The following is a 22,900-nucleotide window of genomic DNA, read 5'->3' as shown; positions in this document are numbered from 1 at the left end:
GTCCCTCCTAACGGGCCAACAACGGTCCGGCTCATAGGCCCCCTGCGCATCGGGCGCGGGGAGTGAAGGAAATAAAATGTTCGACATCAAGAAAGTAGAAATCGAGTGGGGCGGCAAGACGCTCACTCTCGAAACGGGCCGTGTTGCCCGTCAGGCCGACGGCGCGATCCTCGCGACGCTCGGCGAAACCGTAGTGCTCTGCGCCGTCACGGCCGCGCGCTCGGTCAAGGAGGGGCAGGATTTCTTCCCGCTCACCGTCCATTACCAGGAGAAGTATTCGGCCGCGGGACGCATCCCCGGCGGCTTCTTCAAGCGCGAGCGTGGCGCGACCGAGAAGGAGACCCTGGTCTCGCGTCTCATCGACCGTCCGATCCGCCCGCTCTTCCCGGAGGGCTTCTACAACGAGATCAACGTCATCGCCCAGGTGCTGAGCTATGACGGTGAGAACGAGCCCGACATCGTCGCGATGGTCGCCGCTTCCGCGGCCCTGACCATCTCGGGCGTGCCCTTCATGGGCCCGATCGGCGCGGCGCGCGTCGGCTATGTCGATGGCGAGTACATCCTCAACCCGACGCTCGACCAGGTGAAGGAAGGCGATCTCGATCTGGTCGTCGCCGCCACCGGCGATGCCGTGATGATGGTCGAATCCGAAGCCAAGGAGCTTTCGGAAGAAGTCATGCTCGGCGCCGTCCAGTTCGCGCACAAGGCGTGCCGCCAGGCCGTCAACGCGATCATCGATCTGGCCGAGAAGGCCGCCAAGGATCCCTGGGAAATGGCCGAGCAGGCCGATCTCACGGCTGCCAAGGACAAGCTCAAGAAGCTGATCGGCAAGGACATCGCCGCCGCCTACAAGGTGACCGACAAGTCCAAGCGTTCGGGCCTGCTCAACGAAGCGCGCGCCAAGGGCAAGGCTGCCTTTGCCGATGCCGCTCCGCAGGACCAGATGGCCGCCGGCAAGCTGATGAAGAAGCTGGAAGCCGAGATCGTCCGCGGCGCCATCCTCAAGGACGGCACCCGCATCGACGGCCGCACCACCACCCAGATCCGTCCGATCGAGGCGATGGTGCACTTCCTGCCCCGCGCGCACGGCTCGGCGCTGTTCACGCGCGGCGAGACCCAGTCGATCTGCACCACCACGCTCGGCACCCGCGACGCCGAGCAGATGATCGACGGTCTGAACGGGCTCAATTACGAGCACTTCATGCTGCACTATAACTTCCCGCCCTATTCGGTCGGCGAAGTCGGCCGCTTCGGCGCCCCGGGCCGCCGCGAAGTCGGCCATGGCAAGCTTGCCTGGCGCGCGCTGCACCCGGTGCTGCCGTCGAAGGACGAGTTCCCCTACACGATCCGCGTTCTCTCCGACATCACCGAGTCCAACGGTTCGTCGTCGATGGCGACGGTGTGCGGCGGTTCGCTGTCGATGATGGATGCCGGCGTGCCGCTGAAGCGCCCGGTCTCGGGCATCGCGATGGGCCTGATCCTGGAAGGCAAGGACTTCGCGGTCCTCAGCGACATCCTCGGCGACGAGGATCATCTCGGCGACATGGATTTCAAGGTGGCGGGCACGTCCGAAGGCATCACCACGATGCAGATGGACATCAAGATCGCCGGCATCACCGAAGAGATCATGCGTCAGGCGCTGGCCCAGGCCAAGGAAGGCCGCGCCCACATCCTCGGCGAAATGGCCAAGGCGCTCGATCACACCCGTGAAGAGCTGTCGGCGCACGCACCGCGCATCGAGACGATCACGATCGACAAGTCGAAGATCCGTGACGTCATCGGCACGGGCGGCAAAGTGATCCGCGAGATCGTCGCCACCACCGGCGCCAAGGTCGACATCGACGACGAAGGCGTGATCAAGGTCTCGTCCTCGGATCATGCGCAGATCGAGGCGGCGATCGCCTGGATCAAGGGCATCGTCGAAGAGGCCGAGGTCGGCAAGATCTACAACGGCAAGGTCGTCAACCTCGTCGATTTCGGCGCGTTCGTTAACTTCATGGGCGGCAAGGACGGTCTCGTCCACGTCTCGGAGATCAAGAATGAGCGCGTCGAGAAGGTCTCGGACGTCCTGAGCGAAGGCCAGGAAGTCAAGGTCAAGGTCCTCGAGATCGATCCGCGCGGCAAGGTTCGCCTGTCGATGCGCGTCGTCGATCAGGAGACCGGCGAAGAGCTGGCGGATACCCGTCCGGCCCGCGAGCCCCGCGAAGGCGGCGATCGTGGCGATCGTGGTCCGCGCGGTGATCGTGGCGACCGTCCGGCGCGTGACGGCGACCGTCGTCGTGACGGCGGCCGTGGCGGTGACCGTGGTCCGCGTCGCGAAGGCGGCGGTGGCGGTGGTGACCGTGGTCCCCGCGGCGAAGGCCGTGGCGACCGTGGTCCGCGCCCTGAGCGTTCGGAGAGCAAGGACGAAGGCGGCGAGAATATCGGCCTGCCCGCATTCCTGACCGGCGACCGCGACTAAGCTTCGCTGTATCGAAAATGAGGAAGGGGCCCGGAAGGGCCCCTTCTTTTTTGCCCGATGTCGGCGCCGAAAGGCGTGCCGGCGGGTCCAGTCAGGGCTTTGGTCCTTCCCTCGGTTCCCTTTCGGGATGCTCGACGCCGATGCCTTTCAGCCGGTCGCGCATGGCGTCGCCGGTGCTGCCCAGATGGTAGGCGCCGATCCAGTATAGCTTCGCTGACTTGTCGTCCCCGCGATCATGAGCGAGGTCGCCGAGGACGGTGAGCGCAAGCTCGTTGGGCTCGATTTCGAAGGAGCGCTTGGCATCCGCCAACGCGCCCTCGGGATCCTCGCGATTATATTTCGCGGCAGATCGTCCGGCGAGCGCTGCCCAGCTAACCTTGATCGCGATCGCGCGGTCGAACTCGCGCGCCGCCGCCCAGCTATGGTGCGCGTCGAGATAGGCGAAGCCCAGATTCGCGTGCGCGTCGGCGCTGCCCGGGTCGATTGCCGCAGCCACTGCCCGGTCGAGCGTGGCGGTCGCGCTATCCTGCTTGGCGCTGAGCCAGGCCAATGAGCGATAGGTGAGGAATTCGGCGCGTCGCGTGGGGCTCTTGGCGGCCAGAAAGGCTGCGGTGCAGTCTCCGATGAAACCTGGCACGTGCAGCGCGGCATTGTCGCGCGGCCATGCGCAGCCCGCGGCACCCTTCGGTGAAGTTGTCGTCCACAGTACCAGCGACTCGTGAAACGCCGCTATCGACTTGCCGAGCCCGGCGTCGCCTTTTGCCAGCTTCGTGGCCGAGTCGAGATCGCTGCGCGCCCGGTCGAACCGTCCCAGCCACATCGCCGCCGCCGCCCGGTCCAGCAACGGTGCGGCCTCGGTCGGAAGCATTGTCACGACCTTGTCGCGATCCGCATAAAGCCCATCGAGCTTGGCGAGATAGAGGCGCGAGAAGGCGCGTTCCTGATAGGTGGCGACAAAATCGCCCCGCAGCGTCAGCTCGGTATCCGCGGCCCGTTCGCCTTCATCGTAGTCGCCCAGCGCATTCGCGGTATAGCTAAGTTCGTGCCAGGCGACCGGGTTGGCCGGATCGAGCTTCACCGCCCGCTCCAGCGCGTCGCGCGCTTCGAAATATTGGGAAGCCTCGTTATAGGCATAGGCGCTGCGGAACAGCAACACCGCCTGAGCCACGGGATCGCGCTCGGCCTTGATCGCGGCATCGCACTCGGCGCGCCAGCCGGGCTTCTCCGAGGCTGCGTCCTCGATCGGGCAGGCAGCGGGCCCAGCTTGCGCAGCCATCGCTGAGAGCAGCGAAACGAAATGCAGGAACATGCGATCCTCCCCCAAGGTCAGGGAGAGCTAGCACGGCGGAAAGGTGAAGATGAAGTGGGAGGGGCGCCGCATCGGCGGCGCCCCAAGATCCGTCAGCCGGTCCCGGCAGCGAGCTTTTTGCGATATTCGAGCGCGGGCAGGCCGCCCCAGCCCCAATTGTCAGTGTCGACTTCCTCGATGACGACGAACGTCGATTCGAGCGGCTTGTGGAGCACGGCGAGAAGGAGCTGGCTGACGCCTGCGATCAGCTCGGCCTTTTCCTCCGCCGTGACCGAGTCCCGACCGGGGCCGGATCCCTCTCGCGTTACCTGGATCGTGACAATGGGCATAAATCCTCCTTAGTGGCCCGCGCTCTGGCCGCCATCGACATGCAGGATCTCGCCGGTCACGAAGGCGGCCGATTCAAGATAGAGCACCGCGTCGACGATGTCGCGGATATCGCCCATGCGCTTCACGGGGTGCAGCGCGGCGAGGAATTCATGGGTTTCGGGCGCGTGCATCGGCGTCTTGATGACACCCGGCGACACCGCGTTCACGCGGATGCCCGTCGGGGCATATTCGATCGCGAGCGATTTGGTGGCCGAGTTGAGACCGCCCTTGGTAAGATTGGCGAGCACGCTCGGGACGCCGGTGATGGCATGATCGCTGAGGCTGGTCGTGATGTTGACGACATGACCGGCTTCCTGCTTCAGCATCTCCGCTACGACGCGCTGCGTGATGTGGAAGACGCCGGCGACGTTGGTCGAGATCGTCGAGGAGAAGTCTTCGAGCGTGAAGTCCGTGAACGGCTTGGCCGTGAAGATGCCGGCATTGTTGACCAGCGTATCGATGCGTCCGAACCGCGTAATCGCCTCGTTGACGACGCGCTCCGCGGTGGCGGGATCGCCGATATCGCCCGCGATCGCCACCACGTCGGGATCGCTGCCCTGCTTGATGGAGCGGGACGTCGCGATGACGCGGTAGTTGCGGTCGCGATATGCCTTGACCAACGCGGCGCCGATACCCTGCGACGCGCCGGTGATGATGGCCACTTTCTGTTCGCTGCTCATGATCTGTCTCGATCGTTCGGTCAGCGGAATTGCTGCCGAGGCCCTCAGGCCGTGGGCAACACGTAGGTTCGATCATCAATCGTCAGAATATTCGTTATACGGCGGTCACTCTTCCCACTCGCGGAATAATGGTCTGGTTAGGGGGCGAATACGCCTGCTTCCGCCGAGAGACGGGCAAACTCGGCACGCAGCCTGGGAGCGGCGAAATCGACAAAGGCCCGCACCTTCGGCACCGAGGTTCGGCCGGCCGGCAGGAGCAGATGCACCGGCATGGAAGGTGGCTCCGCATCGCGCAGAACGATCTTCAGCGAGCCGTCCCGCACGCGTTCCGCGACATGATAGGTATAGAGCCGGGTCACGCCCTGGCCCTCCACGGCGGAGGCGAGTGCGGCGCGCACGCTGTTGACGAGCAGCCGTGGTCTGAAGTGCACCGCCCGCGCGATCGGGGCGCCGGGCGCCGGCGGAAACACCCAGCTGTCCTGCCCGAAATGGGTGGTCGTCACGATGCTGTGCTTCGCCAAGTCGGCGGGCTCGATGATGCGCGGATGCTCCGCGAGATAGCGCGGCGACGCGACGATCACGCGCTTGACGTCACCGCCGACGCGGATGGCGACCAGTGCTGAATCCGGAAGCTCGCCGACGCGCAGCGCGATGTCGATGCCTTCCTCGACCAGATTGGCGTGACGGTCGAGCAGGACGAAGTTCACCGAAACCGCCGGATAGGCGTGCAGATACGCGTCGACGATCGGGCGCAATATCTCCTCGCCGCTGATCGGCGGCGCGGTGATGGTGAGCGTCCCGCGCGGCGCGGCACGTTCGCCCGCGGCGGACAGGTCGGCCTCCTCGAGTTCGATCAGCACGCGCCGGCACGCCACCGCATAGCGCTCACCGGCTTCGCTGAGCTTCATTGAGCGCGTCGTGCGATGCAGGAGCTCGGTCCCGACATGCGCCTCGAGAAAGGCGATCGCGCGGCTCACGGCGGCGGGCGACCGCCCCAGACGCCGCCCCGCGCCGGCGAGGCTGCCCTCGTCCAGCGCGGCGACGAACACGCGCATCGCGTCGATACGGTCCATGACATTCTTCCGAGAGATGGAACTACCGGCGCGCATATTCGAGAATTCGGGCGATTCTGGCAACGATCCAAACGCGATCTAACGTCGATAGCAAAGGCGCGCATGGTATAATCCCCGCGAGTCTTCCGTTGGAGATGATGCCATGTCGACGATGCGCGCGATGATCGTTCCGCAAGCCGGTGCTCCCTTCGAACTGGTGGAACGCGAAATTCCGACCCCTGGCCGGCACGAAGTGCTGGTCAAGGTACAGGCCTGCGGCGTCTGCCACAGCGACGCGATGACGGTCGGCGGCGCGCCCGGCATCGAATATCCGCGCATCCCCGGGCATGAGGTCATCGGCACGATCGAGGTCGTCGGCGCCGATGTCGACGGATGGAGCGTCGGCGACCGGGTCGGGGTCGGCTGGTTCCCCGGTTCGTGCGGCTATTGCCCGCATTGTCGGCGGAGCGAGGCCTATGCCTGCGACAATGTCCATGGCGCGACCGGCGTCTCGCGCGATGGCGGCTATGCCACGCATATGCTGGCCCTGGCTTCGGCGCTGGCGCATGTCCCCGCCTCGCTCGATTCGGTCGAATCCGCGCCGCTGCTCTGCGCCGGCGTCACCACCTTCAACGCGATCCGCAATGCGGGCGCGCGGGCGGGCGATCTCGTCGCGGTCCACGGCATTGGCGGGCTCGGCCATCTCGGCATCCAGTTCGCCGCACGGCTCGGCTTCCGTACCGTCGCGGTCAATCGTGGCACCGACAAGGAGGGGCTGGCGCGTTCGCTCGGCGCACATGACTATATCGACAGCGCCGCGAACGACCCTGCCCAGGCGCTGCGGGCAATGGGCGGCGCCAGGGTGATCATCGCCACCGTCACCGCTACCGATGCGATGCAGGCGATCGTCGGCGGCCTGGGCGCCGGCGGCACGATGATGGTCATCGGCGCGACCGGACCGATCCAGATCAATCCGATCGAGTTGATCACCAAGAGCGCCGGCGTGCGCGGCTGGTATTCGGGGGTATCGGCGGATTCGGAGGATACGCTGCGTTTCAGCGAGCTGCACGCGATCGCCTCGATGAACGAGATCTATCCGTTCGAGCAGGCCCAGGCCGCTTATGACCATATGATAAGCGGCAAGGCACGCTTCCGCGTCGTGCTGAAGATGGATTGATTGGGAGGAAGTGGGGAGCTTCTGTTGCCCGGTGCTCCCCGTACCGCTGGATTCCGCTTCTGTTGCCCGGTGCGGTCCAACCGCGCATTTTAGAATAACCTTAGGCCGTTAAGCCTTGGGGTTACGCCGCAATAGCGAGTGCTTCGTTATCGTTGGCACTTGTGTAATGGACCGTCACGGTGGCCCACGCCGAGAGATAGTTAGCGCTTTTCAACACACGTCGATCCTAGTTCGGCCCCGTCAGAAGCCCCGTTTCCGGGGTTTATGGTGGAGCCGCCGGGTACCGCCCCCGGGTCCGCTGCGCCTATTGCACGCCGTCGTTTATCCCCATAGCCGGGCGAACCCGGCAAAACCGATATAAGCACTTTGCGCTTAATGAAAAGGTCAGGTTGGCGGCCCTATGAGACCGGTACCGAGGCCGGCGGTGCCAAAAAAGCGTCCGGGGCCTTCACAGTGCCGCATTCGCTTGGCATGGAGAGTGCATCATGTTGACGCAGCGTTCCCGTTATGCGCTTCGCGCGATGCTCTTCCTCGCAGAACAGCCCGCCGCCGGCGCCCCCGTGCCGATGAACCGCATCGCGGCCGAGGCCAATGTACCCCGCAAGTTCCTCGAGCTGATCCTCGCCGATCTGCGCGAGGCGGGCTTCCTCTTCTCGACCCGCGGCAAGATGGGCGGCTATCGTCTCGCCCGCACCTCGCACCTCATCTCGCTGGGCGAGATCATCCGCGTGATCGAAGGGCCGCTGGCTTTGGTCCCCTGCGTCAGCCGCACCGCTTATCGCCCCTGCGCGGACTGCAAGGACGAGGCCGCCTGCGCGATTCGCCAGGCGATGGCGCGCGTGCGCGATGAGACCGCGCGAATCCTCGACGGCACCAGCCTGGCCGATGCGATCGCCGAGGATCTCGCCGCGGCCTGAGCCCTCCCATGCGCCTGTTGGCGCATCGCCTCGAAACGACGTCAGCGCTTCTTCAACTCGTCGCGTATCTCGCGCAGCAGCGTCACGTCTGCCGGCTCGGCAGCCGCGGCTTCCTCGGCCTTCGGCATCACGCGGTTCACCGCGCGCACGATCAGGAAGATGATGAAGGCGACGATCAGGAAATTGACGAACGCCGTGACAAACGCCCCCCACCCGAACAGCGGCACGCCCGCTTTCTTCAGCGCGGCATAATCGGACGATCCGGCGAGCTGCGCGGGGATCGGCCCCAGCGCGATGAAGTAGCTCGAGAAATCGAGCCCGCCGAAGATCTTGCCGATCAGCGGCATGAGGATGTCGTCGGTCAATGAGCTGATGATCTTGCCGAACGCCGCGCCGATGATGACCGCGACGGCAAGGTCGAGCACGTTGCCACGCGCGATGAAGGCCTTGAATTCCTTGATCATGGTTCGCGTCTCCCAGGACTTGCCGTGCCTTCATGCACGAGCCGGACCGGGCGGGCCAAGCCCTTGATGTCCGATTTCGCTTTCGAGTGGGGGTGTAAGCACCGTATAAGACACCTACTTACTGCGTCTGGAGGATCACCACCGATGAAGTTTCGTGCCGCCATTGCGCTTGCCGCCGTCGTCCTGCTTTCGGCATGCGGCATCAACAGCGTCCCCACCGCCGAGGAGAATGCCAAGGCGCGCTGGGCAGACGTCCAGACCAATTATCAGCGTCGCGCCGATCTGGTCCCCAATCTGGTGGCGACGGTGAAGGGCGCGGCCGCGTCCGAAGGCAAGATCCTGACCGACGTTGTCGATGCCCGCGCCAAGGCGACCTCGATCCAGGTGACCGGTGCAGACCTGAGCGATCCCGCCAAGGTCCAGCAATATCAGGCCGCGCAGCAGCAGCTTGGTGGTTCGCTTTCGCGCCTGCTCGCCAATGTGGAGGCGTATCCGGAGCTCAAGAGTCAGGCCAATTTCGCCACGCTGATGAGCCAGCTCGAAGGCACTGAAAACCGCATCGCGATCTCGATCCGCGACTATAACGCTGCGGTCCAGGCCTATAACACCCGCATCCGCACCTTCCCCGACGCGGTCGGCGCCAAGATCTTCTATGGCGCCAAGCCGATGACGCCGTTCGAGGCCAAGGCCGGCGCCGATGTCGCGCCTCCGGTCAGCTTCGGGAACAGCAACTGATCCCCAGGGCGCTCCTCCTCTGTGGGGCGCTCGCAGCCTGTAGCGCTGCGGCGCCACCCAGGACACCTCCCGCCGGCTATGATTTCCCGGCGCTGACGGGGCGTGTGGTCGATGCGGCCGATCTTCTGCCGCAGGATGTGGAGGAGAAACTCGCCGGCCGATTGGCGCAGGTCGAGGCTCGGTCGAGGCACCAATTCGTGGTGGTCACGATCAAGTCTCTCGATGGGCATGAGATTGCCGACTATGGCCGGACCCTTGGCAATTATTGGGGGATCGGCCGAAATGGATTAGGCGACGGCGCCCTGCTGATCGTCGCTCCGACCGAGCGCAAGGCGCGCATCGAGACCGGCAACGGTCTGATGAAGGCGCTTACCAACGCGGAGGCGCAGGCGATCATGCAGAATATGATTCTGCCGCGCTTCCGCGAACAGAAAATGGCTGACGGCATCCTCGCCGGCAGCGACGGCATCATTCGCGAGATCACCCAATGAGCATCGTACGCGTTCTGCTCGCTTTGCTGCTCCTCCTACCGGTTTCGGCGCAGGCGCAGCCCAATTTCCCCAAGCGCGATCGCGAGCCCGTGGTCGACGCCGCAGGGCTGCTCAGCGCTGCGCAGAAGGCCGAAATCACCAAGCTGGCGGAGGATATCAACGCCAAGACGACGCGTCAGTTCGTCGTCGCGACAATCCCGGATCTGCAGGGCTATGAAATCCGCGACTATGGCTATCAGCTCGGCCGTGCCTGGGGGATCGGCCAGAAGGGTGCCAATAACGGCATCATCCTGGTTGTCGCGCCCAACGACCGTAAAGTCGGCATCGAGGTCGGCTACGGCCTCGAACCAATCATGACCGACGCGCTTTCGAGCCAGATCATCAACGAGATCATTCTCCCGAAATTTCGCGCCAAGGATATTCCGGGCGGCATCGTCGCCGGCGCGCAGGCGATCGGCGAGCAGATGAAGCTACCGCTCGAGGCGGCCGAGCAACGCGCGCAGCAGGCGACGCAGAAGACCGTCCAGACGCGCCAGCGCAGCCATGGCGGCGGCTTCCCGATCGGGCTGATCTTCTGGGGCATCGTGCTGGCCTTTGTGCTCATCCCGATGTTCATCGGACGGCGGCGTGCCCGCGGGGGCCCTTGGGGCGCCCGGAGCTATCGCGGCAATGACGGCGGCGCGTTGCCGATCATCCTGTGGAGCATCGCCAACGAGATCGGCCGCGAATCGAGCCGCGGTGGCTGGGGCGGCGGCTCCGGCGGCGGAGGCTGGGGCGGCGGGGACGGCGGTGGCGGTGGCGGCGGCTTCTCCGGCGGCGGCGGATCGTTCGGGGGCGGCGGCGCCTCGGGGAGTTGGTGATGCAATTGACCGACGCAGATCGCGCGCTGGTCACCAATGCGGTGACCCAGGCCGAGCTCTCCACCGACGGCGAGATCGTCACCGTCGTCGCGGGGCGCTCCGATGCCTATCACGACGTCGCGCTCCATTGGACGGTGCTGGCGATGCTGCTGGTGCTGGCTTTGCTCGCCTGGCAGCCCGCGCCCGCCGAATGGCTGCACGCGCGCTTCGTCGACAGCTGGGCGCAGACGGTGCCGGCGACTTGGTACCTCACCGCCGCGCTGATCCTGATGGCATTGACCTTCCTGGTTGCGCGCGTCGCGCTGACCTGGGACGCGCTGCGCTTCGCGCTCACCCCCGGCGTCACCAAGTCGCGCCGCGTCAATCGCCGGGCACTGGCACTGTTCCGCACCGCCGCCGAGAAGCGCACCAAGGCGTCGACCGGCGTGCTGATCTATCTCTCGATCGCCGAGCACCGCGCCGAGATCATCGCCGACGAGGCGATCCATTCGAAGGTCACCCCCGATGTGTGGGGCGCGGCGATGGCCGGGCTGCTGGGCGCGGTCCGTGAGGGACGGCTGGGCGACGGATTGGCCGAGGCGGTGCGCCAGGTCGGCGTCGTCCTCGCGGAGCATTTCCCGCGCAGCGAGGGCGACACGAACGAGCTTCCCGATCGCGTCATCGAGCTCTAAGGCCGCGGCCATGAGCGACGAACCAACCGAGATCGCCTGGCAGGGCAAGTGGATCACCGCCAAGCGGCAGGGGCGCTGGGAGTTCGTCTCGCGGGCGCGGGGGATCCGGGCGGTAGTGATTGTCGCGGTGGACGACGGCCATGTGCTCCTGGTCGATCAGTATCGCGTCCCGCTGGGCCGGCGCTGCCTCGAACTGCCTGCCGGACTGGTCGGCGATGAGGATGCCAACGACACGATCGAAGGCGCAGCGCGGCGCGAGTTGGAGGAGGAAACCGGCTATCGCTGCGCGAGTGTCGAGGCGCTGGGAGATTATTATTCCTCGCCCGGTCTGGTGAGCGAGGGCTTCACTCTGGTGCGGGTCAGTGGTCTCACGCGAATCGGTCAGGGTGGCGGTACGGCGGACGAGGACATCATCGTCCACCGCGTCGCGCTGACGGAACTGCCGGAATTCGTCGCCGCCAAACGCGAGGAGGGCCTCGCGATCGACGTGAAGCTGTTGTTGCTGCTTGCTCAGTCGCTGCTGGCGTAGAGCCGCTCGAAGCTCAGCCGGTCCCAATAGCCGCGCTGGAAAGCGATCCTGCCTTCGATAACTCGGAAAAAGCCGCAGCCGCGCAGCCCCAGGGGATCGCGCCATTCGAGGATCGCCCACTCGCCGTCGGCGAAACGGTTCTCAGGAACGCAGACCATCTCGACCTGGGCGAATTCGCCGGCGAACATCGCACGGATCGCATCACGGCCGACAACCGGATCGCGGACCACCTGATGATTGACCGCATCCGCATGATAGAGCGCCGCCAGGGCATCCGCGTCACCGGCGTTGAAAGGCCTCGATCCAGCGGTCGAGGACCTGGGCCGGCGTCACCGGAAATTGTCGGCGTAGGCCTGGAGCTTGAGCTTGCGTTCGGGCGCCGGGACGATGTGAAAGGCATAGCCCTCGCGCTCGGCATGCGCTTTGGCGGCTTCCAGCGTAGGAAAGGCGATGCGGACCTGGTTGGTCGTGTCCCCGCCGCCTGCCCAGCCGGTGAGCGGATCGGGCTCTTGCGCGCGTTCGGCCTCGAATTCGAGGATCCAGGTATCGGTCCGCGCGCGGCCGGATTGCATGGCGTTCTTGGGGCGCTGATAGATTCGGGCGGTCTTCATGGGATTTTCCTTTAGCGCGGGCGTGCGGCCCTTGCATCCGCATTTTTGGTGCGGAGCGTGGCGGAAGCCGCAGCGGGATCGTCGGGCCAGGGATGGCGCGGATAGCGGCCGCGCATCTCCTTGGCGACTGCCGCCCAACTCCCCTTCCAGAAGCCCGGCAGGTCGCGCGTCGTCTGGATTGGACGCCCGGCGGGCGAGGTGAGGCTCAGCACCAGCGGCACGCCATTTCCGATCACCGGATGCTCGGAGAGGCCGAACAGTGCCTGGACGCGCATCTCCACCGTCGGTCCCGCCTCGGCGGCATAGTCGATCGCATGGCTCGATCCCGCTGGCGTCTCGAAGCGTGCCGGCGCTAGCCGATCGAGCGTCTTCTGCCCGTCCCAGCCGAGCAAATTCTGCAGCGCCTGGGTCAGCGCCTCGGGCGCGACCGCATCGAGCCGCCTCTTGCCGGCCAGCGCCGGCGGCAGCCATTCGTCCAGGCTGGTCAGCAGCGCTTCGTCGCCCAGCGCATCGATCCCCGCATAGGCGGCGCGCGTCCGTAGCGCCTGCGCGGTCTCGGACCAGGGCAGCAGCGCCAGGCCATGTTCGCGCACACCCTCCAGCAACGCCGCCTCGATCTCGGCGGGGCTCGCCGCCGAATCGCTCCCGCTCGAAAGTCGGATCGCGCCCAGCCGGCGCTCGCGCAGCGTCTCTATCCGCCCGGTCGCGGGATCGAAGGTCACGCTGCGTCGCGTCTCGATGCGCTCTCCGAATAGCGCCTCGACCGTGGCGGCATCGATCTGCGCCGCCGAAAGGATCCGCGCGCCCGCCGCCATGCCCTGTGTTTCGGCCACCGCCAGCCATTCAGCGCGGGCGAGCGGCGAGGCCGGATCCAGCCGGAAGCCGCGCCCACCCGCCGACGCCCAATGCTCGCCCGATGCGTCGCGGCGTTTGGCGATACGGTCGGGAAAGGCAAGCGCGATGCAGATCGCGACATCGCCTTCGCCCCGGTCCGAGACCAGCTTCGCCCAACGCTCGGCCAGCCGCCGCGCATTTTCCGCGCGTGGCCCGCGCTCCGAGCGCCAGCGGCGCAGGCGAAGCTCGAGATCGGCATCGTTGCCCCCAAGGCCGCGCTCGCCGAGCAGCACGGCGACTTGCGCCGCGGTATGCGCCATCCCGCGCTCGCCGGCGCGCACCAGCATATGGCCCAGGCGGGGCGGCAGCGGCAGCCGGGCGATCGCCTTGCCATGCGCAGTGGGTCGGCCGTCCACGTCGAGCGCTTCGAGCGCGGCAAGGCGCGCGCGCGCCTCGGAGATCGCGGCGTCGGGCGGCGGATCGAGCCAGGCGAGCTGGCGCGGATCGGCGACGCCCCACAATGCGCAATCGAGCGTGAGCGCCGAGAGATCGGCCTCGAGAATCTCGGGCGGGTCGAAACGCGGCAGCCCGGCGGTCGCCGCCTCCTCCCACAGCCGATAGGTCGTGCCTGGACCCTGGCGCGCGGCACGCCCGGCGCGCTGGGTGACCGATGCCTGGCTCGCCCGCTCGGTAACCAGCCGGGTCATTCCCGCGGCGCGATCGTAGCGCGGCCGCCGCGCCAGCCCTGAATCGACGACCACGCGGATCCCGTCGAGCGTCAGAGACGTCTCGGCGATCGAGGTGGCGAGCACGAGCTTGCGTCGCCCTTCGGGGTCGGGCGCGATCGCGGCGCGCTGGGCCTGCGGCTCGAGGCTGCCGTGCAGGCGATGCAGAACTATGCCCGGAATGTCGGCCAGTCGTTCGGCAGTGCGCTCGATCTCCGCAACGCCGGGCAAGAAGGCGAGCACGCCGCCTTGTTCTTCGCGTAGCGCGGTCCGGATCGCCGCTGCCATCGAATCCTCGATCCGCGCCTCGGTAGCGCGGCCGATATGGCGCAGGGTCAGTGGATAGCTACGCCCCTCGCTTTCGATCACCGGGGCACCTCCCATCAGCGTGGAGAAGCGCACTCCGTCGAGTGTGGCCGACATCGCGACAATGCGCAGATCGGGGCGCAGCGCCGCCTGCGCGTCGAGCGCGAGCGCCAGCCCGAAATCGCTGTCGAGGCTGCGTTCATGGATTTCGTCGAACAGCACAGCGGAGATGCCCGCCAGCTCGGGATCGGACTGGATGCGATTGACGAAAATACCCTCGGTCACAACTGTGACCCGCGTCGCCCCCGAACGCTTGCTGTCGAGCCGCGTCGCATAGCCGAAGGTCCTGCCGACCGGCTCCCCCGCCAGCGCCGCCATCCGCTCGGCGGCGGCACGCGCGGCAAGGCGGCGCGGCGAGAGGAGCAGGATCTCGCCCGTGCACCAGTCTTCCGCTAACAGGACCGGTGCGACAGCGGTCGTCTTGCCCGCACCCGGCGGCGCGACGAGCACGGCGTTGCTCCCCGCCTGCAATGCGGCGAGCAGATCGGGCAAAACGGCGTGTATGGGCAGGGGTTCGGACATCAGGCTGCAACCAATTGCCAGAGCCGGGGTTTGGCGCAAGCGAAGGAGCATGCGACATGGCACGGACCCTGGCACAATTCACCATCACCCCCGACAGCGACGGCGATTACACGCTGCATCTCGAAGACGATGACGGCGAGACGATCGAGTTCACTGCGAGCTTTGAGCAGCTGGATCTGGTGGTCGAGGCGATTGAGGAAGTCCTCGACGGCGACGAGGACGACGTGCTGGGTGCGGATGAGGATGCCGACGAGGCCGAAGGCGTTGAGGAATAGCGGGCGGCGCCTGGCGCGCACGCGTGGCGCGTCAGGCTGTTCTCGCTAGATCGGCGGGGCGGCGTGTGATGCATTGCCGGTTGCGGCTGAGGCCGGCTGCGCGTGCTCGAGCAATATTACCGTCCCCGGCATGCCGTCCAAGACGGTGATATGGGCGCCCAGTTGATCGGCAAGCGCCTGGATGATGCTGGTGCCCAGGCCGGGTTTGGCCAGTTGGGGCTCCGTCGGCATGCCGACACCGTCGTCGGCAACCGAAAGGGCCCAGTCGACGCCCTTGCTGCGATAGCTCACCATGATTTTCCCGTGGCGTGCCTCAGGAAAAGCATGTTTCAGCGAATTGATGACGAGTTCGGTCACGACGAGGCCAAGGCTGACCGAAACATTTGCCCCGACCAGGCTCTCGTCACTTTCGACTTGCAGCGTGACCTGGTCGTGATCGTGGATCATCGAAGCCGATGCTCTCGCACAATTGTCCCAGATACGCCCGGAGATTCACCTCGTCGGCCGGTGAAACCGTGAGCTGCTTCTGGACGGCGGCTACGGACATCACGCGATTATGGGCATCGCGCAAGTGACTGCGTACCTCGTCCGATTGTACCTTCTTGGCGCTCTGCATCAGCACGCTCGCGATGATCTGGAGGCTATTGGCCACGCGATGCTGAAGTTCCTGGAGCAATATGCTTTTGTCACGAACCAGATCGTCCTTCATCCGCTCGGCGATTCGCGCTTCCGTCACATCGGCGATGGCGAGCAGGAGCCGAACCTCCTGCCCTTCGCCATAATTGAGCTTGTGTGCGTTCAGGATCAGGCGGCGATCGCCGCGACCTTCGCGCTTGAGGTCGAACTCGTAATTCTTGACCTCGGCGAAGCCGGAGGCGGTTGCCTTGAGGAGCGACTGGAGCTGCGGAATCGCCCATTCGCCCGCACCCAACAAGGCGAATTCCTGACCGCCAATCGTCCCGGAATCGATCTCGAAGGCGTGGCAGAAAGCGTCGCTCGCGGCGATAACCACGCGGCTTTCGTCGAGCAGCAAGACCGGCGCGTGCGACGAGGCGATGACAGCCAGCGCGAGGTTGAGAGTGAGATCAGTGTCGCTCGGTGTTGCGGGAGGCATTGGAGCCCTTTCGGTCTGTGGACTTCGTGCGAAGATCCGGCGGCTGCGGTCAATCTGACCGGCGCATTCGACCTGTGCGGAAACCATAGCACGTTCTCGCTCGCAACCTTGCTACATTTCGGTCGGTTATTGTCGAGGGAGTTTCCCGATCGGAAACTGGGGCGGTTTTGAGATGACGCGAGCGAAAGTCGTGTTAGCGCCCCTGGAACAAGGCGACCGCGCGGTGCGAACCGTGATAGCATGCTCCATCACCGAGTCGTTCCGAGCACCGTGTGACTGAGAGACGCAATGCTCTCGCTCCCCGAGGGAGTTTCGCCATGGATATCAACTATCTACTTGAGCGGGAGCAGATTTCGCTCATGCGGGCCAGCGCGGCCCGCAGCGTCGAAGCGCGGATCGCCCATGAGGGCCTGGCGCGCGGATATGCGAGATTGCGCCGGGTAGCATTTCCGACGACGGTTTCGCCGGGCGTTGCCCTTCGCTGAAGCCATGCCGCGACGGTCAGCCGCGGCATCGCACGTCCAGCTCAATAAGCGCGCGCCACCGCGAATTCGACTGCCTCGACCATCGCGTCCTTGGCCTTGCCCGGCGCGAAGCCGCCGAGCGCGTCGATCGCGCGCTGGCCGTAGTGTCGGGCGCGGGCGAGCGTATCGTCCACCCCGCGGCTGCTCCGCACCAGGCGGATCGCCTCGGCGAAATCTTCGTCCGATGCGCGACGGCCCGAAATGGCGTCCTTCCAGAAGGTGCGCTCGGCGTCGCCGCCACGGGCATAGGCCAGGATGACGGGCAGCGTCATCTTGCCCTCGCGGAAATCGTCGCCGGCATCCTTGCCCATCGTGCCCGCGTCCGAGACATAATCGATCGCGTCGTCGACGAGCTGAAAGGCGACGCCGAGGTTGCGGCCATAGGTGTCGAGCGCCGCTTCTTCGCCTTCCGATCGCTCTGCGAGCACCGCCGCGATACGACAGGCAGCGGCGAACAAAGCAGCGGTCTTGGCGCCGATGATGTCGAGATAGCGCTCCTCGGAAATGTCGAGGCGGCGCACCGCGGTGAGCTGGTTGACCTCGCCCTCGGCGATCACCGCCGACGCGTTGCTCAGGATCTTGAGCACCTTGAGGCTGCCATCCTCGACCATCAGCTCGAACGAGCGGCTGAACAGGAAGTCGCCAACGAGCACGCTCGCCGGATTGCCCCAGATGATGTTGGCGGTGCGGCGGCCGCGGCGCAGGTCCGATGAATCGACGACATCGTCGTGAAGGAGCGTCGCGGTGTGGATGAACTCGACCGCGGCGGCGAGCCGGTGATGCCGCGTGCCCGAATAGCCGAGCAGCTGCGCGCTCGCGAGCGTCAGCATCGGCCGCATCCTTTTGCCGCCGCCGGCGATCAGATGGCCGGCAAGCTCGGGGATCAGCGGAATGTCGGACTGCATGCGATCGAGGATGACCGCATTGACCAGGTTCATGTCGTGCGCGACGAGCGCCATCATCGGATCAAGCGACGGCTCTCCGCGCGAGCCCAGGCGGTGAATGGTGGCGCTCATTACCCGCGCTCTGGCGCGTGCATCGCACAAAGGCAAGAGCGCGGGCTTGCAAGGCCGCGTGCAGCGGGCGAAAGGGGCGCGAGGGAGACCGGAATTGCCCGACGAGACGCTGCAACGCTATCGCCAGAGCATCGACAATATCGATGCGGCCCTGGTTTTCCTGCTCGCCGAGCGATTCAAGGTGACCCAGGCGGTGGGGCGCTACAAGGCCGAGACGGGGCTGCCGCCCGCCGATCCGGGCCGCGAGGAAGCGCAGATCGCGCGGCTGCGGGCCCTGGCGAAGGATGCCGATCTCGATCCCGAATTCTCCGAGAAATTCCTGCGCTTCATCATCGACGAAGTGATCCGGCACCATCAGCGGGCGCAGCAGGCCGGAACCGGAAGCGCCTGATGCCGTTCGGTCCCCGGCAGACAAGGGGGACCTTTTGGCCCAGGATTATCTGATCTTCCGCCCCGACGACGTCGATCTCGCGCGTTCGCCGCTCCGGCACGGGATCGACGAGGCGACCTATGTGCTGGGGGCGTTCAACCCCGGCTTCGCGCGGCTGCCGAACGGCAATCTGGTGCTGATGGTGCGCGTGGCAGAGGCGTTGCGGGAGCCGGTCGCCGGGGACTGCGCTCAGGCGATCCGCTGGACGCCCGAAGGCTATGTGCTCGACGCGCATGCGCTGGCCGGGGTCGACATGGGCGATCCCAGGCAGTTCGCGCTCAAGGACCGCAATCCCCGGCTGCTGGGGCTGACCTCGCTCTCGTGGCTGCTGCCGGTGGAGCTGAGCGCCGATGCGCGCGAGATCGTCGCGGTGCACTATGACAAGGCGATCGCGCCGAGCGCGAGCTACCTCGAATATGGCGTCGAGGATGCGCGGATCACGCGGATCGACGGCATCTGGTGGATGACCGTGTGCGGGGTCTCGGCCGAGCGCCACTGCACCGCGATGTATTGCTCCGCCAACGGGCTCGATTACGAGCTGCTCGGTGTGGTGCTCGATCACCAGAACAAGGACATGATCCTGTTCGAGGGTAAAGTGGGCGGGAAATTCATGGCGCTCACCCGGCCGCTGGGCGAGGTTTATTTCGCCTATCCCGACGATTCGCCCTGGCTCGGCGGCCCCTCGATCAACCTCGCGCAATCGCCCGACGGACTGCACTGGAAGCCGCTCGACGCGCCGGGGCTGCGGGCGCGCAAGGGCTCGACCTCGAACCAGCGGATCGGCGGCGGCAGCCAGCCCGTTCTCACCGAAGACGGCTGGATGCTGATCTATCACGGCGTCGAGAAGAAGGATGCGGTGGGCATCTATCGCAGCTTCTGGGCGCTGCTCGACAAGGACGACCCCACCAAGATCCTGCGCCAGGAGGACAATGATCCGGTGCTCGAGGCCGATCCGGCGCTGACCGCCGCGATCGCGCACCAGATGTACCTGCCGACGCCGGTGGTGTTCACCACCGGGCTCGTCGATGCGGGCGACCATTATATCCTGGCCTCGGGCGAGGCGGACCTGGCGTGCCGGATCACCCATATAGCGAAGGAGCGGTTCGCGTGAGGCCCGTGTCCACCGTCACCCCGGACTTGTTCCGGGGGCCGCCGGGAGGCGAGCGATGGGTTCGAGGCTCGAATGCGGTGCGTGCGGCGAAGTGGACCCCGGAACAAGTCCGGGGTGACGAAAAGAGGGACGCGGCATGACCGATCCGCATTGGTGGCAATCCGCCGTCATCTACCAGATCTATCCCCGCTCGTTCCAGGATTCGAACGGCGACGGGATCGGTGATCTCAAGGGCATCGAGCAGCGGCTCGACGCGCTGAAGGAGCTGGGGGTCGACGCGATCTGGATCTCGCCGATCTTCCCCAGCCCACAAGCGGACTTCGGCTATGACGTCGCCGATTATCGCGGCGTCGATCCGCGCTTCGGCAGCCTCGACGATTTCGATTCGCTGCTCGCCGCGGCGCATGCGCGGGGCCTCAAGCTGCTGCTCGATTTCGTGCCCAATCACACGTCGAACGCGCATCCCTGGTTCGTCGAGAGCCGCTCTTCCCGCGATAACCCAAAGCGCGACTGGTATCTGTGGCGCGACGCGAAACCCGATGGTGGGCCGCCCAACAACTGGATCAGCGATTTCGGGGGTTCGGCCTGGGAGTGGGACGCGGCCACCGGCCAATATTATTACCACGCCTTCCTGAAGGAGCAGCCGGACCTCAACTGGCGCAATCCGGAGGTGCGCAAGGCGATGATGGACGTGCTGCGCTTCTGGTTCGCGCGCGGCGTCGACGGGTTTCGCATCGACGTGCTGTGGCACATGGTGAAGCACCAGGATTTCCCGGACAATCCGGCCAATGCCGAATGGCAGCAGGGCTTGCCGGAGTACATGACCGTCCACCAGCTCCACTCGACTGACCAGCCCGAGGTCCACGACATCGCCGCCGAGATGCGCGGCATCGCCGACGAATATGGCGCGCGCGTTCTCGTCGGCGAGATCTACCTGCCCGTGCCGAAACTCGTGACCTATTACGGCCTGCCCGAGAAGCCGGGCGTGCATCTGCCCTTCAACTTCCAGCTGATCGGCGCCGAGTGGAATGCGCGGTCGCTGGCGAAGATGATCGCCGAGTACGAAGGCGCGCTGCCGGGCGGCGGCTGGCCCAACTGGGTGCTCGGCAACCATGACCGGCCTCGCATTGCGACCAGGGTGGGCGAGGCACAGGCGCGCGTGGCGATGCTGCTGCTGCTGACGTTGCGGGGCACGCCGACGCTCTATTATGGCGACGAACTCGGCATCACCGATGTCGCGATCCCCGCGGAGCGCATCCAGGATCCGCGCGAGCTGAACGAGCCGGGGATCGGCATGGGCCGCGACCCGGTGCGCACGCCGATGGCCTGGGACGCGAACGTCCATGCCGGCTTCTCCAGCGTCGAGCCCTGGCTGCCGCTCCACGCCGATTGGCCGACGCGCAACGTGGCGGCGGAGCGCGACGATCCGCGCTCGATGTGGCGCTTCACCCAGGCATTGCTGACGCTGCGGCACGCCCGGCCTGCCTTGGCGATCGGCGAGTATCACGGCATCGAAAGCAGCGGCGACCTGCTTGTCTATGAGCGTCGGCTGGGTGACGCGCGGATCGTCGTGGTACTTAACCTTGGCACCAGCCCGCAGAATTTCCCGATCCCCGAATGGGCGGAAGGACTTTCGGTCCTGGTCTCCGCGCAAGGAGCGAACGATCCAGCGCTGCTCGGCCCGAACGAAGGATATATCCTGGGATGAAGATCGCGATGCTGGCGCCGATCGCCTGGCGCACGCCGCCCAGGCATTATGGCCCATGGGAGCTGGTGACGAGCCTGCTCACCGAGGCTTTGGTCGCGCGCGACGTCGACGTGACCCTGTTCGCAACGCAGGATTCGATCACCACGGGCAAGCTCGCGGGGGTCGTGCCGCGCGGCTATGAGGAAGATCCTTCGATTGACGCCAAGGTCTGGGAATATGCCCATCAGGCGCATCTTTTCGAGCGCGCCGGCGAGTTCGACCTGATCCACAACCAGGCCGATTTCCCGGCCCACGCCTACGCCAATCTGATCGACACGCCGATGGTGACGACGATCCACGGCTTCTCGTCCGATCGCATCCTGCCGATGTACAAGCCGTACGAGGATCGCGTGCATTTCGTCGCGATCAGCGAAGCGGACCGGCACCCTTCGCTCAAATATGCCGCGACGATCCATCACGGCGTCCGGCTCGACGAATTCCCGTTCGAGGCGGACGGCGGCGAGGACCTGCTGTTCTTTGGCCGGATGCATCCCGACAAGGGCGCGGCTGAGGCCATCGCAGTGGCCAAGGCGACCGGCCGCCGACTCAATCTCTACGGCATCGTCCAGGACCAGGGCTATTTCGAGCGCGAAGTCGCGCCCCATCTCGATGACAGGATCGTCTACCACGGCGCGGTCGGCGGTGCGGAAAGGCTGCGCGCGCTCGGCAAGGCCCAGGCGTTGCTCCACCTCATCAATTTCGACGAGCCGTTCGGCCTTTCGGTGATCGAGGCGATGGCCTGCGGTACGCCGGTGATCGCGGTGGACCGCGGCTCGATGCCCGAACTGATCGACGATGGCGTGACGGGGCTATTGGTGGGATCGGCCGGCGAGGCGATCACCGCGCTGGGCGGTGTCGCGGCGATCGATCGCGCCGCCTGCCGCGCAGCCGTGGCGGCGCGCTTCTCGGTGGAGGCGATGGCGGACAAGTATCTCGCGCTGTACCGCCTCATCCTCGCCGGAAATCCTTCCGTAACCGCTTTAATCTAGGCTTTTCCTCCGAATGGAGGCCTGATGCCGTCGTTTTTCGCGTTGTTGCTGATGACCGCCGCGCCGGACCCGCACCCCGGCTGGATGGTCGGACGCTGGCAATATATCGGCCCGAGCCAGCGACCGGGCGAGGCATGCAATGGCGATGGCGGCGGCGATCAGGTCGTCTTCAGCCGGCGCGGCTATTGGATCGGCATCGCGATCGGCGACTATGGAAAATGGTGGATTCGCGGCGACACGCTGTTTCAGCGCGTCATCGAACCTGGCGACGGCGCCATGCCCACGGATCGCGGGACGACCTTCAATATGCGTTTCCGACGCGCAAGCGATCATGCGCTGCGGCTATCCGATGGCGGATGGATGATCCGATGCGGCCGCGACGTTACCGGCTGGTTCGCTCCCGGGACGCCCCATTAGAGCGCAGGCTTGCACCGCCGTGCCTCATAGGTGCCGCGCAGGAAGCCGCGCCGCGCGAAGCCCGCATCAGTTGCCGCGTTGAGCTCACGCTGCGCCGATGCCGCGCCGCTCACTTCGCGGACGACGCCGCGGAACGGCACGATCAGTCCGGCGACGGTGTTGCCGGTCACCTTGATCTTGCGGCTCTTCTTGCGATCGACCGCGCCCTCATAGTCGGGGCCCAGCGCACCGCTCAGATCGGCGATCGCCGCGCGGATGTCCCCGCATTTGGACAGGCCGTCCAGGCTGTACGGGTTGGCCGCCGCGTCCTGCAGCACCGGCGGGATCTTGGTCTTCACCGCGCCGACGTCGCGCGCGGGCTGGGTGGCGATATCGCCGGCCTTCTCGGTGGTCGTCTGCGGCTTCTGGTCCTGCGCATAAGCGGGCGCGGCAACTGCCACCGCCAGAACCAGGCCGATCGTGATGGATCGCATCGCATTTCCTCCCATTGCCGCCGGGGCGGAG

Annotated in this window: 27 protein-coding genes and 1 other RNA gene; 15 read left to right on the top strand and 13 right to left on the bottom strand. The window is 66.0% G+C overall.

Annotated features, from left to right (window positions below):
• The first annotated feature begins 76 nt into the window (after nt 1-76).
• Nucleotides 77-2,461 (top strand): polyribonucleotide nucleotidyltransferase, encoded by a 2,385-nt coding sequence (pnp, locus tag IAG41_RS13035; protein WP_187729048.1) that lies wholly within the window; start codon nt 77-79, stop codon nt 2,459-2,461.
• A 91-nt stretch (nt 2,462-2,552) separates the two neighbouring features.
• On the opposite strand, the gene IAG41_RS13030 is transcribed toward pnp, so the two are convergent.
• The 4 genes from IAG41_RS13030 to IAG41_RS13015 all read right to left on the bottom strand — a co-directional run bounded on the left by IAG41_RS13030 (nt 2,553) and on the right by IAG41_RS13015 (nt 5,892).
• The gene (locus IAG41_RS13030) at nt 2,553-3,770 is read right to left on the bottom strand and encodes a tetratricopeptide repeat protein (protein WP_187729047.1); all 1,218 of its coding nucleotides are present in this window, start codon (nt 3,768-3,770) and stop codon (nt 2,553-2,555) included.
• Between the two features lie 92 nt (nt 3,771-3,862).
• A complete protein-coding gene (locus tag IAG41_RS13025) occupies nt 3,863-4,099 on the bottom strand; it encodes a tautomerase family protein (protein WP_187729046.1) in 237 nt (78 codons plus the stop codon).
• A gap of 9 nt (nt 4,100-4,108) precedes the next feature.
• Nucleotides 4,109-4,819, bottom strand: a complete 711-nt coding sequence (locus IAG41_RS13020) for an SDR family NAD(P)-dependent oxidoreductase (RefSeq protein WP_187729045.1) — start codon at nt 4,817-4,819, stop codon at nt 4,109-4,111.
• Nucleotides 4,820-4,956: 137 nt separating this feature from the next.
• Nucleotides 4,957-5,892, bottom strand: a complete 936-nt coding sequence (locus tag IAG41_RS13015; protein ID WP_187729044.1) for a LysR family transcriptional regulator — start codon at nt 5,890-5,892, stop codon at nt 4,957-4,959.
• Between the two features lie 142 nt (nt 5,893-6,034).
• Between IAG41_RS13015 and IAG41_RS13010 the strand changes: the two genes are divergently transcribed.
• The gene (locus IAG41_RS13010; protein WP_187729043.1) at nt 6,035-7,048 is read left to right on the top strand and encodes an alcohol dehydrogenase catalytic domain-containing protein; all 1,014 of its coding nucleotides are present in this window, start codon (nt 6,035-6,037) and stop codon (nt 7,046-7,048) included.
• Between the two features lie 9 nt (nt 7,049-7,057).
• On the opposite strand, the gene ssrA is transcribed toward IAG41_RS13010, so the two are convergent.
• Nucleotides 7,058-7,434, bottom strand: a transfer-messenger RNA (tmRNA) gene (gene ssrA / locus IAG41_RS13005).
• 99 nt (nt 7,435-7,533) lie between these two features.
• Here ssrA and IAG41_RS13000 point away from each other — a divergent pair.
• The gene (locus IAG41_RS13000) at nt 7,534-7,965 is read left to right on the top strand and encodes an RrF2 family transcriptional regulator (protein ID WP_187729042.1); all 432 of its coding nucleotides are present in this window, start codon (nt 7,534-7,536) and stop codon (nt 7,963-7,965) included.
• Between the two features lie 41 nt (nt 7,966-8,006).
• On the opposite strand, the gene mscL is transcribed toward IAG41_RS13000, so the two are convergent.
• On the bottom strand, nt 8,007-8,429 hold the full coding sequence (gene mscL, locus IAG41_RS12995; protein WP_187729041.1) for a large conductance mechanosensitive channel protein MscL: 423 nt from the start codon (nt 8,427-8,429) through the stop codon (nt 8,007-8,009).
• A gap of 144 nt (nt 8,430-8,573) precedes the next feature.
• Here mscL and IAG41_RS12990 point away from each other — a divergent pair, with 144 nt between their 5' ends.
• From IAG41_RS12990 to IAG41_RS12970, 5 genes are all read left to right on the top strand, one after another.
• Nucleotides 8,574-9,164: a LemA family protein gene (locus tag IAG41_RS12990; RefSeq protein ID WP_187729040.1), complete on the top strand. Its 591-nt coding sequence runs from the start codon at nt 8,574-8,576 to the stop codon at nt 9,162-9,164.
• A gap of 104 nt (nt 9,165-9,268) precedes the next feature.
• Nucleotides 9,269-9,655 (top strand): TPM domain-containing protein, encoded by a 387-nt coding sequence (locus IAG41_RS12985; RefSeq protein WP_187729039.1) that lies wholly within the window; start codon nt 9,269-9,271, stop codon nt 9,653-9,655.
• Nucleotides 9,652-10,515, top strand: coding sequence for a TPM domain-containing protein (locus IAG41_RS12980; RefSeq protein ID WP_187729038.1), 864 nt, complete (start codon nt 9,652-9,654; stop codon nt 10,513-10,515). Before IAG41_RS12985 ends, IAG41_RS12980 begins: the two co-directional genes overlap by 4 nt.
• On the top strand, nt 10,515-11,186 hold the full coding sequence (locus tag IAG41_RS12975) for a TPM domain-containing protein (RefSeq protein ID WP_187729037.1): 672 nt from the start codon (nt 10,515-10,517) through the stop codon (nt 11,184-11,186). The genes IAG41_RS12980 and IAG41_RS12975 overlap by 1 nt, the downstream gene beginning before the upstream one ends.
• A gap of 10 nt (nt 11,187-11,196) precedes the next feature.
• Nucleotides 11,197-11,715 carry an NUDIX hydrolase gene (locus tag IAG41_RS12970; RefSeq protein ID WP_187729036.1) on the top strand — a complete coding sequence of 173 codons (519 nt, stop codon included), beginning with the start codon at nt 11,197-11,199 and terminating at the stop codon, nt 11,713-11,715.
• On the opposite strand, the gene IAG41_RS12965 is transcribed toward IAG41_RS12970, so the two are convergent.
• From IAG41_RS12965 to hrpB, 3 genes are read right to left on the bottom strand one after another with little or no spacing between them, the layout of a single operon-like run.
• Nucleotides 11,697-11,984: a nuclear transport factor 2 family protein gene (locus tag IAG41_RS12965; RefSeq protein WP_222950703.1), complete on the bottom strand. Its 288-nt coding sequence runs from the start codon at nt 11,982-11,984 to the stop codon at nt 11,697-11,699. The genes IAG41_RS12970 and IAG41_RS12965 overlap by 19 nt on opposite strands.
• 60 nt (nt 11,985-12,044) lie before the next feature.
• A complete protein-coding gene (locus tag IAG41_RS12960; RefSeq protein WP_187729035.1) occupies nt 12,045-12,326 on the bottom strand; it encodes an ETC complex I subunit in 282 nt (93 codons plus the stop codon).
• A gap of 11 nt (nt 12,327-12,337) precedes the next feature.
• Complete coding sequence (gene hrpB, locus IAG41_RS12955; RefSeq protein ID WP_187729034.1) at nt 12,338-14,773, bottom strand: ATP-dependent helicase HrpB; 2,436 nt, start codon at nt 14,771-14,773, stop codon at nt 12,338-12,340.
• A gap of 56 nt (nt 14,774-14,829) precedes the next feature.
• Between hrpB and IAG41_RS12950 the strand changes: the two genes are divergently transcribed.
• Nucleotides 14,830-15,048: a hypothetical protein gene (locus IAG41_RS12950; protein WP_187729033.1), complete on the top strand. Its 219-nt coding sequence runs from the start codon at nt 14,830-14,832 to the stop codon at nt 15,046-15,048.
• A 45-nt stretch (nt 15,049-15,093) separates the two neighbouring features.
• Here IAG41_RS12950 and IAG41_RS23230 read toward each other — a convergent pair whose 3' ends face one another.
• Together IAG41_RS23230 and IAG41_RS12945 are read right to left on the bottom strand one after the other, a co-directional pair.
• Complete coding sequence (locus IAG41_RS23230; RefSeq protein WP_262408646.1) at nt 15,094-15,495, bottom strand: sensor histidine kinase; 402 nt, start codon at nt 15,493-15,495, stop codon at nt 15,094-15,096.
• Nucleotides 15,452-16,162, bottom strand: a complete 711-nt coding sequence (locus tag IAG41_RS12945; RefSeq protein WP_262408645.1) for a histidine kinase dimerization/phosphoacceptor domain -containing protein — start codon at nt 16,160-16,162, stop codon at nt 15,452-15,454. Before IAG41_RS12945 ends, IAG41_RS23230 begins: the two co-directional genes overlap by 44 nt.
• Before the next feature lie 317 nt (nt 16,163-16,479).
• Here IAG41_RS12945 and IAG41_RS12940 point away from each other — a divergent pair, with 317 nt between their 5' ends.
• The gene (locus IAG41_RS12940) at nt 16,480-16,647 is read left to right on the top strand and encodes a hypothetical protein (protein WP_187729032.1); all 168 of its coding nucleotides are present in this window, start codon (nt 16,480-16,482) and stop codon (nt 16,645-16,647) included.
• 41 nt (nt 16,648-16,688) lie between these two features.
• On the opposite strand, the gene IAG41_RS12935 is transcribed toward IAG41_RS12940, so the two are convergent.
• The gene (locus tag IAG41_RS12935) at nt 16,689-17,702 is read right to left on the bottom strand and encodes a polyprenyl synthetase family protein (protein WP_187729031.1); all 1,014 of its coding nucleotides are present in this window, start codon (nt 17,700-17,702) and stop codon (nt 16,689-16,691) included.
• A gap of 94 nt (nt 17,703-17,796) precedes the next feature.
• On the opposite strand from IAG41_RS12935, the gene IAG41_RS12930 reads away from it, so the two are divergent.
• The 5 genes from IAG41_RS12930 to IAG41_RS12910 all read left to right on the top strand — a co-directional run bounded on the left by IAG41_RS12930 (nt 17,797) and on the right by IAG41_RS12910 (nt 22,396).
• Nucleotides 17,797-18,093 (top strand): chorismate mutase, encoded by a 297-nt coding sequence (locus IAG41_RS12930; RefSeq protein WP_187729030.1) that lies wholly within the window; start codon nt 17,797-17,799, stop codon nt 18,091-18,093.
• Between the two features lie 34 nt (nt 18,094-18,127).
• Nucleotides 18,128-19,243, top strand: coding sequence for a glycosidase (locus IAG41_RS12925; protein ID WP_187729029.1), 1,116 nt, complete (start codon nt 18,128-18,130; stop codon nt 19,241-19,243).
• 136 nt (nt 19,244-19,379) lie between these two features.
• The gene (locus tag IAG41_RS12920) at nt 19,380-20,951 is read left to right on the top strand and encodes an alpha-amylase family glycosyl hydrolase (RefSeq protein ID WP_187729028.1); all 1,572 of its coding nucleotides are present in this window, start codon (nt 19,380-19,382) and stop codon (nt 20,949-20,951) included.
• A complete protein-coding gene (locus IAG41_RS12915) occupies nt 20,948-21,979 on the top strand; it encodes a glycosyltransferase family 4 protein (protein ID WP_187729027.1) in 1,032 nt (343 codons plus the stop codon). The genes IAG41_RS12920 and IAG41_RS12915 overlap by 4 nt, the downstream gene beginning before the upstream one ends.
• A gap of 24 nt (nt 21,980-22,003) precedes the next feature.
• Nucleotides 22,004-22,396 (top strand): hypothetical protein, encoded by a 393-nt coding sequence (locus IAG41_RS12910; RefSeq protein ID WP_187729026.1) that lies wholly within the window; start codon nt 22,004-22,006, stop codon nt 22,394-22,396.
• Here IAG41_RS12910 and IAG41_RS12905 read toward each other — a convergent pair.
• A complete protein-coding gene (locus tag IAG41_RS12905) occupies nt 22,393-22,869 on the bottom strand; it encodes a hypothetical protein (RefSeq protein WP_187729025.1) in 477 nt (158 codons plus the stop codon). The two genes, IAG41_RS12910 and IAG41_RS12905, sit on opposite strands and share 4 nt — an antisense overlap.
• Between the last annotated feature and the right edge of the window lie 31 nt (nt 22,870-22,900).

It is taken from the genome of Sphingomonas sp. JC676 (assembly GCF_014489075.1).
Classification (GTDB): Bacteria; Pseudomonadota; Alphaproteobacteria; order Sphingomonadales; family Sphingomonadaceae; genus Sphingomonas.
This window is presented reverse-complemented; position numbering and strand designations above follow the sequence as displayed.

What these genes read in the sequence shown, in the direction of transcription:
- IAG41_RS12940 (WP_187729032.1), top strand. Translation starts at nt 16,480, where the DNA reads ATGGATATCAACTATCTACTTGAGCGGGAGCAGATTTCGCTCATGCGG.
- IAG41_RS12980 (WP_187729038.1), top strand. Translation starts at nt 9,652, where the DNA reads ATGAGCATCGTACGCGTTCTGCTCGCTTTGCTGCTCCTCCTACCGGTT.
- IAG41_RS12970 (WP_187729036.1), top strand. Translation starts at nt 11,197, where the DNA reads ATGAGCGACGAACCAACCGAGATCGCCTGGCAGGGCAAGTGGATCACC.
- IAG41_RS12905 (WP_187729025.1), bottom strand. Translation starts at nt 22,869, where the DNA reads ATGCGATCCATCACGATCGGCCTGGTTCTGGCGGTGGCAGTTGCCGCG.
- IAG41_RS13030 (WP_187729047.1), bottom strand. Translation starts at nt 3,770, where the DNA reads ATGTTCCTGCATTTCGTTTCGCTGCTCTCAGCGATGGCTGCGCAAGCT.
- IAG41_RS23230 (WP_262408646.1), bottom strand. Translation starts at nt 15,495, where the DNA reads ATGATCCACGATCACGACCAGGTCACGCTGCAAGTCGAAAGTGACGAG.
- IAG41_RS13010 (WP_187729043.1), top strand. Translation starts at nt 6,035, where the DNA reads ATGTCGACGATGCGCGCGATGATCGTTCCGCAAGCCGGTGCTCCCTTC.
- IAG41_RS13020 (WP_187729045.1), bottom strand. Translation starts at nt 4,819, where the DNA reads ATGAGCAGCGAACAGAAAGTGGCCATCATCACCGGCGCGTCGCAGGGT.
- IAG41_RS13015 (WP_187729044.1), bottom strand. Translation starts at nt 5,892, where the DNA reads ATGGACCGTATCGACGCGATGCGCGTGTTCGTCGCCGCGCTGGACGAG.
- IAG41_RS12945 (WP_262408645.1), bottom strand. Translation starts at nt 16,162, where the DNA reads ATGCCTCCCGCAACACCGAGCGACACTGATCTCACTCTCAACCTCGCG.
- IAG41_RS12950 (WP_187729033.1), top strand. Translation starts at nt 14,830, where the DNA reads ATGGCACGGACCCTGGCACAATTCACCATCACCCCCGACAGCGACGGC.
- IAG41_RS13025 (WP_187729046.1), bottom strand. Translation starts at nt 4,099, where the DNA reads ATGCCCATTGTCACGATCCAGGTAACGCGAGAGGGATCCGGCCCCGGT.
- IAG41_RS12910 (WP_187729026.1), top strand. Translation starts at nt 22,004, where the DNA reads ATGCCGTCGTTTTTCGCGTTGTTGCTGATGACCGCCGCGCCGGACCCG.
- IAG41_RS13000 (WP_187729042.1), top strand. Translation starts at nt 7,534, where the DNA reads ATGTTGACGCAGCGTTCCCGTTATGCGCTTCGCGCGATGCTCTTCCTC.
- mscL (WP_187729041.1), bottom strand. Translation starts at nt 8,429, where the DNA reads ATGATCAAGGAATTCAAGGCCTTCATCGCGCGTGGCAACGTGCTCGAC.
- IAG41_RS12975 (WP_187729037.1), top strand. Translation starts at nt 10,515, where the DNA reads ATGCAATTGACCGACGCAGATCGCGCGCTGGTCACCAATGCGGTGACC.
- hrpB (WP_187729034.1), bottom strand. Translation starts at nt 14,773, where the DNA reads ATGTCCGAACCCCTGCCCATACACGCCGTTTTGCCCGATCTGCTCGCC.
- IAG41_RS12960 (WP_187729035.1), bottom strand. Translation starts at nt 12,326, where the DNA reads ATGAAGACCGCCCGAATCTATCAGCGCCCCAAGAACGCCATGCAATCC.
- IAG41_RS12915 (WP_187729027.1), top strand. Translation starts at nt 20,948, where the DNA reads ATGAAGATCGCGATGCTGGCGCCGATCGCCTGGCGCACGCCGCCCAGG.
- IAG41_RS12935 (WP_187729031.1), bottom strand. Translation starts at nt 17,702, where the DNA reads ATGAGCGCCACCATTCACCGCCTGGGCTCGCGCGGAGAGCCGTCGCTT.
- IAG41_RS12990 (WP_187729040.1), top strand. Translation starts at nt 8,574, where the DNA reads ATGAAGTTTCGTGCCGCCATTGCGCTTGCCGCCGTCGTCCTGCTTTCG.
- pnp (WP_187729048.1), top strand. Translation starts at nt 77, where the DNA reads ATGTTCGACATCAAGAAAGTAGAAATCGAGTGGGGCGGCAAGACGCTC.
- IAG41_RS12920 (WP_187729028.1), top strand. Translation starts at nt 19,380, where the DNA reads ATGACCGATCCGCATTGGTGGCAATCCGCCGTCATCTACCAGATCTAT.